The sequence below is a fragment of the Actinomycetota bacterium genome (assembly GCA_035759705.1).
Lineage (GTDB): Bacteria > Actinomycetota > CADDZG01 > JAHWKV01 > JAHWKV01 > JAJCYE01.
Map to the genome: position 1 here is coordinate 1 of DASTUJ010000094.1, position 10,580 is coordinate 10,580.

Annotated in this window: 9 protein-coding genes; 2 read left to right on the forward strand and 7 right to left on the reverse strand. The window is 67.2% G+C overall.

Going from position 1 to position 10,580, the window contains the following annotated elements; genetic code table 11:
• The coding region (locus tag VFV09_06355; protein HEU4867330.1) for a sulfotransferase at positions 1-629 on the reverse strand (629 nt) is incomplete at its 3' end.
• 181 nt (positions 630-810) lie between these two features.
• On the opposite strand from VFV09_06355, the gene VFV09_06360 reads away from it, so the two are divergent.
• Positions 811-1,737, forward strand: coding sequence for a sulfotransferase (locus VFV09_06360; GenBank protein ID HEU4867331.1), 927 nt, complete (start codon positions 811-813; stop codon positions 1,735-1,737).
• A 6-nt stretch (positions 1,738-1,743) separates the two neighbouring features.
• Here VFV09_06360 and VFV09_06365 read toward each other — a convergent pair whose 3' ends face one another.
• The 4 genes from VFV09_06365 to VFV09_06380 all read right to left on the reverse strand — a co-directional run bounded on the left by VFV09_06365 (position 1,744) and on the right by VFV09_06380 (position 6,138).
• Positions 1,744-2,928, reverse strand: coding sequence for a hypothetical protein (locus VFV09_06365; protein HEU4867332.1), 1,185 nt, complete (start codon positions 2,926-2,928; stop codon positions 1,744-1,746).
• Between the two features lie 31 nt (positions 2,929-2,959).
• Entirely contained in the window at positions 2,960-4,153 is a 1,194-nt protein-coding gene (locus tag VFV09_06370; GenBank protein HEU4867333.1) for a putative glycoside hydrolase, read from the reverse strand.
• Between the two features lie 217 nt (positions 4,154-4,370).
• Positions 4,371-5,231 (reverse strand): sulfotransferase, encoded by an 861-nt coding sequence (locus VFV09_06375; GenBank protein ID HEU4867334.1) that lies wholly within the window; start codon positions 5,229-5,231, stop codon positions 4,371-4,373.
• A gap of 7 nt (positions 5,232-5,238) precedes the next feature.
• Positions 5,239-6,138, reverse strand: a complete 900-nt coding sequence (locus VFV09_06380; GenBank protein HEU4867335.1) for a sulfotransferase — start codon at positions 6,136-6,138, stop codon at positions 5,239-5,241.
• Between the two features lie 106 nt (positions 6,139-6,244).
• On the opposite strand from VFV09_06380, the gene VFV09_06385 reads away from it, so the two are divergent.
• Positions 6,245-7,486 carry a glycosyltransferase family 4 protein gene (locus tag VFV09_06385; protein HEU4867336.1) on the forward strand — a complete coding sequence of 414 codons (1,242 nt, stop codon included), beginning with the start codon at positions 6,245-6,247 and terminating at the stop codon, positions 7,484-7,486.
• Positions 7,487-7,490: 4 nt separating this feature from the next.
• Here the strand turns inward: VFV09_06385 and VFV09_06390 are convergent, their stop codons facing one another.
• The gene (locus tag VFV09_06390) at positions 7,491-8,945 is read right to left on the reverse strand and encodes a flippase (GenBank protein HEU4867337.1); all 1,455 of its coding nucleotides are present in this window, start codon (positions 8,943-8,945) and stop codon (positions 7,491-7,493) included.
• 89 nt (positions 8,946-9,034) lie between these two features.
• Positions 9,035-10,580: sugar transferase (locus VFV09_06395; GenBank protein HEU4867338.1), on the reverse strand; the 1,546-nt coding region annotated here is incomplete at its 5' end.

The following is a 10,580-nucleotide window of genomic DNA, read 5'->3' on the forward strand; positions in this document are numbered from 1 at the left end:
TCCTCCTTTTCCCCCTCCCCCTCCCGGCTCTTGAAAACCGTATCCTGGTTCGCCCCCTCCCGTCGCTCGGCAGTTAGCGGGGCGTAAAGATCCCCCACGTCGTGCGGCATGTTGCGGTAGTCCAGGACCTGCGGATCCCACGGCTCGCCGACGAAATCAAGCAGCGAACGCATCGCTCCCTCGGTGTCGGCGACCAGATCTTCGTAACGCAGCTCGTAGTAACGGTTGGGGGGCAGGGCCTGCCCGGTTCGCCGGGCGGTGCGGATGTACAGCTGCCACTTCTGTATGGCTTTGAGCCCGGACCAGTATCCCCAACGGGCCAGGTGGGAGGTCACGACGTCCCGGCCGTCGCGGATCACGTGGACGACCAGGCACTCGGGAAACAGCCGGTTGATGTAATCGAGCGAAAGGGCGTACCGAGGGGTCTTGTCCGCCCAGCGCTTGCGCCCCCGGCGCTCCGCATAGTCACGCTGGAAGGAGTCGAAGAACTCGGCGATCTTGCGGTCCCAGTAGTCGTCGGGAAAGCCGTAGCGGGCCAGACGGAGCGAGGCCTCCTCCGCCACCTCGGAAAGCCCCTCGAGGAACCTGGTCTCCGGCCCGCAGCTGATGTTCGGGTGGGAGTCAAGCATCAGTCTCAAAAGGGTTGTGCCGGACCGCTGACAGCCTACGATGAAGATCGGTTGCTGGGGATCAGCGGGAAGTTCTTCGCCGGGCAGGGTCAAACCTCTCCTTCAAAGCCGGGACGGCAGCCCTCCTGGCTCGGCAGCGAGCGCCGCCCGCGTTCGGGTACTTCCTGGGAAACTGACTCCAATGCAAAAAGTCACTGTACTTTATGTCGCCGGCACCGGACGGAGCGGCAGCACGCTGCTGGGCAACATGCTGGGCCAGGTCGCCGGGTTCTTCTCGGGCGGCGAGATGAACAACCTGTTCAAGCGGGGCGTCACCGAAAACTGGTTCTGCGGGTGCGGAGTCCGGTTCGACTCCTGCCCGGTGTGGACCGAGGTTCTGGCCCGCGCCTACGGCCCTTCGGGGACCGACCCCCAGGCGATGGTGCGGTGCCTCAACCGCCTGACAAGGGTCCGGCAGATCCCCTCGCTGCTCCGGCGTAAAGGTGACCCGGCGGGTCTCGGCGCCGGAGCCCCGGAGTGCCTGGCGGAGCTCGACCGTCTGTACCGGGCCCTCGGGGAGTCGACCGGGGCCCGGGTGATCGTCGACTCGTCCAAGTCACCGTCCTACGGCTTCCTGCTGGGGATGCTGCCCTCGGTTGACCTGCGTGTCGTCCACCTGGTCCGGGATCCCCGGGGAACCGCCTTCTCCTGGCGGCGCAAGGTGATGCGTTCCGACGGGGCCGCCGAGAGGCCGATGCAGCGGATGAGCCTGCCGAAGTCGTCGGCTTTGTGGAGCATCTGGAACCTCACTGCGGAGGCGATGTGGAGGCGCTCCGGTGCGCCCTACATGCGCCTCCGGTACGAGGACCTGATGGCCGGGCCGGCCGAGGCCGTGAAGACGGTGCTGGACCTGGCGGGCGTCGCACCGGAGGACCTCGACTTCATCGGCGACGGATGCGTCACCCTCGACCCCCACCACACGATCTCCGGCAACCCGATGCGCCTGCGCACCGGCGAGGTGGAGCTGAAGCCGGACCTGGAGTGGGCGACCGCCATGCCTTTCGCCCAGCGCCTGATCGTCACCGTGCTGACCGCGCACAGCCTCCGGCGCTACGGCTACCCGATCTAGCGTCCCTCAGCAGTTGTCCTTCAGCCGCTTGTCGTAATCCTCGGCCGCGGCCGGGTCGTCACCGAACTCGTTGTGCTCCACGAAGCAGGCCCCCATCTCCACGGCCCGGCCGACGGCGTCGAGCACCGTCTGGCCCCGGGTGTTCAGCCTCTTGCCCCCCTCGGTCTGGAACCCCTTCGGCGGCGCGGCGTTCGCCAGCCAGCAGAAGTTGGAGTCGTCGCCCTCACCCCGCCGGCAGCCTTCGTCACCCCCCAGCCCGTTGTTCTGCACCACCAGCTTGGCGCCGTACTCCCGGCGCAGGTCGTCCAGCAGCGCCCGCTCAAGGTCCCAACTCAAAGTGACGCCGGCCCGCACCCGCTCGGGGTCGGAGATGATCTGCCAGGCCGAGTGGGTGGCCAGGCTGACCCGGGTGGTGGGGAACACCCGGTCGTGGATCTCGACGCTGCGCCTCAGGCATGCTTCGTCGGTTCCCTCGTTCAGACCTGCCTCGAACAGCCGTGCGTTCGTCGTCCGGCTGCGGCCGGCCCGGATGAACGGTTCGGCAAAAAACGTCGTGCACGCCGAGTCGACCACGTCCAGCAGGCGCGGGTTCGACTCGTAGCGGCGTCCCACCTCCTCCATCAGCTCCTCGTACTGTTCGAGCACCGGACCGGTCCAGAAGTAGGGCACGCAGCCCTCCGAAGCCAGCAGCGCCACGCCGTCGGCGGTGCTCGCCCGCTTGGAGATCGCGATCCCGCCCTCCTCAGAGCAGTCGACCCCGTCTCCGGAAACCGGCGGACCTCCCAGCCTTTTCACGAACACAGGGCTCCCAATTCCCGCCTGGATTCGAAGCCGCACCTTGAGTCGAGGGTTGTCCATGATCTCGGCCAGCCGGTCCCACCCAGGGCCGCTGAACTGTTGGTTCTGGGACTCGAACTCCTTCCAGTCGCCGGTGACGACGACGTGGTCGATGAACTCCATCCCTGCGGGAGGCAGCTTTCCTTTCAGGTACAGGCCCTTGCCGACCTCTTTCAGGCCGTCCTCGGAGGGCAGGGTCTGCTCCGGCGTGGGGGTGGCACGCGACGGCGAGGTGGGGGTTTGCTCCGGCACCTCGACCGGCGGGCCGCACGCGGCCAGCCCCGTCAGGGTCACCAACAGGGCCGCCAGCGTGCGGCCGGCACCGAAATACCTGCTGCAGTTTGACCGGCCCATTCGGGCCAGTTAACCACAGGTTTGAAGCGAGCTAAACGACCCGGATCAGGACATCGCCCTGGTTGGGATCCAGCGTCATCGTGGTGACGAGGGCGCCCTCCAGCGTGACGTAGGTGCCGCCCAGCGGGACGGTGACCGTGGCCGTTGTCGGGTTCACGAGCGAAACTCCGTTCGCAAAGTCGCGCCGGTAGGCACCGTTGGCAAGCTTGGAGTAGCTGCCCAGGGGGTCGCCGACGTTGGTCGACCAGATCGGCCTGGTAATTGTGGGGTCGTCGTCCCGGGCGTACTGGAAGGTGAAGTAGGTGTTCTCGCCTGCGCCCAGCAGGAAGGAGGCAAGGGCGTACCGGTGCCAGGCGTCCTTCTCGGCCTGGGTGCCCTCGGCCCACACCTTGGTGAGGGTCAGCACGCTCTTGCCGCGGGCGGCGGCGTCGGTCAACATCTCGATCTCCTTGATCCAGTTCTTCGCCGTGGGGTACCGGGTGATCGGCTCCTTCGCGTTTCGCAGGAAAGCTTCGGCGTGGCCTCCGTCGATGCCGTCCAGCAGCTGGGACGACGTGGCCGTGGGGTTGAAGTAACGGGGGCCGCTGCCGAGCCCGTTCACGAACACGATCTTCGGGGTCACTGCGGCCTTAACCCGGGCCGCCAGGTGGGAGGTGGCGGCCAGCCACTGGGCCTTGGTCCACGGCTGCCCGGTTGCCGGGTTGATCGGCACGCCGGAGGAGTAGTCCTCGTCGATCGGGGCGGAGCCCATGACGTCCATCAAGACACCGTCGTAACCGCTGAAGGCGATGTACTCCTGGGCCACCGAGATCCGGTTGCCGATCCAGCCCTCCGAGGTGGGGTTCATCAGGTAGTTGCCCCAGCTGCCGGAGACAACCCGGGCGCCGGTGGCGTCCTTCAGGTACCACTCGTCCGGGTAGACGTCGCCCTCGGAGCTCTGGGCGAGGGTCCCGTTCATGTACGAGAGAAGAACCAGGTCGGGGTTTACCGCCTTCATCGCGGGGACGTACTCGCGGTAGGTGCCCTTCAGGGGCGTGATCAGGTCGAATGAGGCGGCGTCCTCGAGCGCTTCCGCGAGAGTGGGGTTGTGGGTCGACGCGGAGTTCTCGTTGGACCACAGCTGTGCCTTGCCCGCAGGCAAGCCGGCCGTTGCCGACATCGGGAGGGCGCAGATCGCCAGGAAGGCGAGCGCCAAAGCGACTGAAATTGTTCGTCGGAGTTTCATGCGGATGTCTCCTCCTTGTGCTTCTTTGGCCGCACCCCGAAACGCCCGGGTTCCCCGGACGCTGATAGATCGGCACGAAGGGGGGCTGCCTTAAGTACCGACCAGTCGCTGACTCCGGCGGCCGCGCACAGATCCCGCAAGTTTCCGGACGGAACTGGAGTTAACTAAAGTGAATCCTATGATGCGGAAATAGACAATTGATAGGAAAATTTCCGGGTTAATCCCAAGGCAAGGACCGGCCGAGAAGCGCTTCGAGCCGCTGGTTGGGTTCGCGGAACACCTCGTTTAGCCGGCGCCGGGTTTCCGGGCTGAGGGGAGGACCGCCCCACCTACCCCGGCGGGTGTAAGCCTCGTAGCTGGGCAGTGCGAACTCCGGCAGGCCGAGGAACTCGAGCACCTCCGCGAAAATTACTGCCGGGTCGGCAAAAAACTCCTCGCTGACCAGCACCTTGAGGGCGGACCTGTCGTACCGGTCGAACCATCGCTTCAGCTGTGGCTCGTACATTCCCCGGGCAACGTAGGAGTAACGGCGGTGAGCCGCACTGGAATAGCCGGGGTCGCTCGCCAGCCGCTCCTCTTCGCCGGCCAGCCGGCCCTCCTCCGCCTCAAGCGCCTCCTCGAAGCTCAGGTCCTCCACCCCGTTGCCGGTGTTGTGCTGGTAGTGCGAGAACGCCCGGTCGACCGGGTTGCGCACCAGGGCTATAAGCCTGGCGCCGGGAAGCAGGCGGGATGCCCGCTCGGGCGCCGCCGGATGGAACAGGTAGTAGGGGCTGGCGTCGAAGCTGTGGCCCCCGGCGCTCTCGAGCGGGAACTGCGAGCGGTACCAGTCCACGCCCTTACCGTAGTTGAGGGTGAAAAACTGGATCTCCTTGACCAGGCCGGGATGCACGTCGGGGTGCTCGGAGAGGTAGCGGTAGAGCGAGGTGGTCCCGCACCGCTGCCCGCCGATGATGAGGAACGAGGGCAGCATCCGGGCCTCGTCTCCCCTCCCCCGGGCCCACGCCCTGCCTCCACGAACCGCCTTGCGGACCACTGCCGGCTGCCTTTTGAGAAGTGCTTCTCTAATCGACTCCTTCACGGCCTGTTCAGTAGCCCAGACGGCTGAGGTGGCCGGCCAGGGAGGCGTCGAGCAGCTCCACCTGCGCCGGGGTGAGGTCCTCGGCGTACGCCCGGGTCCGGCTCCGGTTGAAGGTCTGCTTCTCGACCTGCGCCTCGAAGGCCGGGTCCCACTCCAGGCCCAGGAAGTCGAGCATCGACTTGAGGGTAGTTCGAGGGTCGCCCACGAAGTCCTCGTACCGCACCTGTAGCCACCTCTGTGGAGACACGGCGGCCGAGGCGGTCTCTGCGGCGTCCTCGAGCATCTTCCAGTGCAGTCCCGCCAGCAGCACGAACGAGCGGCCGGACCGTTCCCACTCGTCGGCGTAGGCCGAAGGGAGAGGGCCCCAGCCCCAGGCCGGCGGCCCGGCGAAGCCCTGCCACCACGAGGTCTGCAGGAACGAGTTGGCCACCGCCCGGCCGTCGCGGACTACGTGGATGAAACGGGCCTCGGGAAAGACCTCCTGGATGAACCCGACCCGGGGCCACCCGGTGAACTTGTGCAGGAAGACCGGCTTGCCCTGCTGGGCCGCCCGGCCGGCGAAGAACTCCCGGAACCGCTTCTCCAGCCAGGGCGTGACGTCGGCCGCCGTCAGGTCGCGGAAGGGGGAGACCACCACCGGCGAAACCTCGCGCTCCAGGGCGCGATAACCTTCCGATGGCGCGTACCGGACCCGGCCCTTCTGGGTAAAGGAGGCGGGGATGTGGCGGTACACCGAGTTGTTCCGGCTTCCTCCGATCCCCCGCAGAGGAACCAGGTCCTCTACATTGGAGATGAAGCCCACGCCGGAGTGGCGGGCGAGCACCTCCTGAACCAGACTGGACCCGCACCGGCCGGTGCCGGTGACGAAGGCAAACTGTGGGGTGGATGAGCTGTCTTGACCGGTCATGGATTTCCGTCTCTAGCGGGGGCCGACAGCTGCGGCTGTGGGTCGGCGCTGCCATTGAGGATCTTAACGGCACCGGAGCGGATCTTGTGAACGCCGGCTCGCCTCGATGAGGATCCTCCACGTCAACAAGTTCCTGTACCGCCGGGGCGGCGCAGAGAGCTACATGCTCGACCTGGCCCAGCTGCAGCTGCAGGCCGGCCACACCGTCGAGTACTTCGCCATGTCCCACCCGGACAACCTTCCCAGCCGGTACGAACGCCACTTTCCCGGCAACGTCGAGCTGGAGCCGATGCCTGAATCTCTCCTGGGCAAGGTCGAAGGCGCCGGGAGGCTGCTGTTCTCCCCCGCATCGCTCCTCGGGATGGCCCGGGTGGTCAGGGAGTTCAAGCCCGATGTCGTTCACCTCCACAACATCTATCACCAACTATCGCCGTCGATCCTGCGCCCGCTGGCCTCACGGTCGATTCCGGCGGTGATGACCCTCCACGACTACAAGCTGGCGTGCCCCACCTACCGGTTCCTGGACAAGGGCCAGATATGCGAGGCGTGTCTGGGGGGCAAGTACCGCCAGGCAGTCATCCGCCGTTGCAACCGGGGGTCGCTCGCGGCGAGCACACTGAATGCGGTCGAGATGAGGCTCCACATGTCGTTCGGCGCCTACGAACCGGTCCGGCTATTTCTCTGCCCGAGCGAGTTTCTGGCGGGGAAGATGCGGGAGGCCGGCGTCTTCCCCGAGCGCATGCGCCACGTTCCCCACTTCGTGACAACCGCAGGGGTCGAGGTCAAGTCCCAGCCCGGCGGAGGTGCGGTCTTCGCCGGAAGGCTGTCGCACGAGAAGGGCGTGGACACCCTGATCGAGGCCGCGGCCATGGCCGGGGTCCACCTCGACATAGCGGGCGAAGGCCCCCAGATGCAGACCTTGAGAGAGATGGCAGAGCGGCTGGCCGGCGGCCTGGTCACCTTTCACGGCCGAATCCCCCTCGCCGAGGTCCGCGATCTGCTTAGGGCCGGGTCGGTCGCCGCCCTGCCCGCCCGGTGGTACGAGAACCAGCCGTTGTCGGTTCTCGATGCGTTCGCCTGCGGCGTCCCGGTCGTGGGAAGCAACCTGGGCGGGATCCCGGAGCTGATCGAGGACCGGGTGGACGGCTACCTCGTCCCTCCGGACGACCCGGCCCAGCTCGCCGACCGCCTGCGCGCCGTCGCCGACTTCTCCGGGTCCTCCTACGAGATGGGGCTCGCAGGCAGGAGAAAGGTCGAGGAACAGTTTTCGGTCGAAATGCACCTCGCAAGCGTCGAAGGGGCCTACGCCGCGGCGGCGTCTGCGGTCGACGTCCCGGCTGCGGGCTGAGGTTTCAGGCCCTCCTCAACCTTCCCTTCATCGCCGAGAACACCAACCGGTCCTCCTCGGTTATGCCGAGCACGATGACCACCGCGAGGTAGACGAGCCCGAGGGCGGCCGCCCCGACCAGGAGCGCCGGAAGGCCGCTGAGCGTGCTGCCGATGAACCAGGCCGGCACTGCGCCGGCCGCTGCCGCCGCCATCCCCTTGACCATCGCCACCCCGAACGGCCACATCCGCATCGTCACCCAGACCTCGATCACCCGAGCTAGGTTGACCAGGGTGAGCGAGATCGTCCAGGAGGCGGCGGCGCCGATCAGGCCGAACCGGGGCACGAGCAGGACGTTCAGCAGCACATTCACCACCAGCACGGCCAGGTTGTTCAGGGTGTTAAGCAGCGGACGCCCGGACATGTTGAGCATCAGGGCGCAGGGGCCGGTGGCCGCGTCGACCAGTTTCCCCAGCGCGAGAACCGCGGTCACCGCCGCTGCAGTGCGGAAGCCCCGCCCGAAGATGTCGAGAAGCTCCTCGGGGAAGATCACGAGGACGGTGAACGCCGGCAGGGCGAGCCTGACCGTCCAGTTTGCCGCCGCCCGGTAGGCCCGCTCGAGCGCGTGGTGCTCCTCCCGGTGGTACAGGTCGGCGATCCGGGGCCCAAGCGAGGAGTTGATCGCCGTCTGCACGAGGGAGGCCAGCACCACCAGGCGGGTGGCGACCGAGTAGACGCCGACCTCGGCGCTGGGCAGGTAGATGCCCAGGATCACCGTGTCGGTCCAGATCATCCCGGAGTTGGCCAGCGACCCCAGCCAGCTGACCGAGGAAAAAGCGAAGAGCTTGCGCGGCTCGTAGACCGGTGCGGCCGGCTCCTTCAAGAGGCGCCTGATCGCCCCGGCGGAGAGAATCGCTGCGATGCAGTTGCTGGTCACGAGCGCCACCATTGCCCCCATCACGCCGCGCCCGAGTGCGAGAAACAGGACGGTGAGCGCCACCCGGAGGACCGGCTCGAGAATCAGCCCGATGGAGGCCGACGCTTTCATCGTCTTGAACCCCTGGGTAGCGCCGAGAGCAACCCCGGCGAAGGTTGCCGCCGGCAGTGCCAGGGCGACCGCCCTCAGGGGCTCGGCCAGGCCGCGCTCGGAAAACACCGACACCGCCATCCAGTCGCTGGCCAGGTAGAGGCCGAGCCCGAGGACAGATGCGAGCCCGATGGCAGCCCCGATCCCCAGCAGGACCGTTCCGTAGACCGCGCCGGAATCCTTGCCGGCCCGGTTGACTGCGACAAAGCGCATCGTCCCGGTGTGAAGTCCGCCCATCGCGATCATCTGAAGCAGCGACAGCACCGCGAAGGCCTGGGCGTAGATGCCGAGGTTGGTGCGGCCGAGCGCGCGGGCCAGAATGAGCGAGATGACGAAGGTGGCCGACTGCGAGACCAGCAGCCCGACGAAGTTGAGCCCGCTCCCGCGAGCCATTCCGAGAACCTCGCGATCGGCTCTGGTCGAATCGCCGCCGGTTCCGGTTCCGCGCTTAATCAATGAGCGGCGATGCGGCCTTTAGGAGATTAGTCAAGGAGCGTCAGGGACGACGACTTTCTCCCTCGGGACAGAACCCGGGTGATCGCACGCCACGCGCGGGCGGCCACCACCACCGGCGTCACCATAACGATGGCCAGGTCCAGGCCGAGGGACCAGTTCTGTATGTAGTAGAGGTCAAGCCGGCGATAGGCGCGGAACGACGGCATGTCGCGGGCCTCGACCTGCCACAGCCCGGACAGGCCCGGGGGGACGCGTTCCCGGAGGCGGAGGGTGCCGTCGAAGTTCAGGCACTCGTCGGGCAGGGATGGGCGAGGGCCGACCAGGCTCATACTGCCCCGGATCACGTTGATCAGCTGCGGAATCTCGTCGATGCTGGCGGCTCGGAGGAAACGCCCGAGCGGGGTGATGCGCGGGTCGGCGTCGGCCTTGAACAGCGGGCCGTCCCGCATATTCATCGGAAGCACCTCGGGAAGGCGGGACTCCGCGTTTACGACCATCGTCCGGAGCTTGAGCATCGTGAACAGGCGCCCGAAGCGCCCGACCCGCTGCTGGCGGATGAAGACCGGGGATCCGTCGAAGATCCGGATGGCCAGGGCGGCAGCGACCATCACCGGGAGCGCCAGCACCAGGCACACCGATCCCAGGACCAGGTCGAGGGACCTCTTGAGGGCCAGCTCCCATCCGGGAGGGTTGGAGGGGACCACGTCGTACATCGACTCGTAGGCCAGGGGAACCGTCTTGCGGGTGCCGGCGCTCCAGCCCTCGAAGCCGCCGGCGAGGCGCACCTGCAGGCCGCTGCCGGCAAGCCCGGCGGCCTTCTCGTGCAGTTCCCGGGCGTCCAAGCCCTCGGCGTCGATCAACACCGCCCCCGCGGAGCAGGATCGGGCGGCCGAACCCCAGTCCTGATCGAATGCAAAGGTCTGAATGTCCTCACTCCACTGCGGGACGAGACGGCCCGAGGGGACCAGCCCGCACAGGCGGTAGCCGATTTCCGGGTGGTCCTTGAACAGGTGGTACAGCTCCTCGGCTTCGTGTCCCGACCCCACCAGCAGGACCCGGGTGATGAAGCGGCCCTTGTTGCGCTGCCGGGAGAGCCAGCGCCTGCGGACGCCACGGAACGAACCCAGCACCCCCATTACGAGGGCCGCCCGCCACAGGATCCCGAGCGGAGCCACGACGCCGGTCGAGAGAAGCAGCATGAAAAAGATCAACGCGGAGCCGATCACCGCCTTGTTGAGGCGCGAGACCTCGACCGAGTACAACATCCAGGCGCCGGGGCCGTAGGCGTCGCTGAGAGCGAGGCAGCCGAGGGTCACGGGGACCATCAATGCGGAGAGGCCGAGGACCCTGAGCTCCTGCGGGCTGCACTCCGCCCCGCAGGCGATCAGCGCCGGCAGCGTCCACCCGGCCAGGAGGGCCAGAAGGTCCGTGAGAATGACGATGGCCCACAGCTGCCTGCTCGAGCCGTGAGCCGGGCGGTCCCCGACGAGCTCGAGCGGCGGGACTACGTCGTAGGCGACTACTCGATCCTCACGCATCGGCATCTGGTACCCCCGCCGGAAACTCCAAAGG

Bases quoted from the DNA above. Each gene is read 5' to 3' on its own strand.
- VFV09_06360 (HEU4867331.1), top strand. From the start codon at position 811: ATGCAAAAAGTCACTGTACTTTATGTCGCCGGCACCGGACGGAGCGGC.
- VFV09_06365 (HEU4867332.1), bottom strand. From the start codon at position 2,928: ATGGGCCGGTCAAACTGCAGCAGGTATTTCGGTGCCGGCCGCACGCTG.
- VFV09_06370 (HEU4867333.1), bottom strand. From the start codon at position 4,153: ATGAAACTCCGACGAACAATTTCAGTCGCTTTGGCGCTCGCCTTCCTG.
- VFV09_06380 (HEU4867335.1), bottom strand. From the start codon at position 6,138: ATGACCGGTCAAGACAGCTCATCCACCCCACAGTTTGCCTTCGTCACC.
- VFV09_06385 (HEU4867336.1), top strand. From the start codon at position 6,245: ATGAGGATCCTCCACGTCAACAAGTTCCTGTACCGCCGGGGCGGCGCA.
- VFV09_06390 (HEU4867337.1), bottom strand. From the start codon at position 8,945: ATGGCTCGCGGGAGCGGGCTCAACTTCGTCGGGCTGCTGGTCTCGCAG.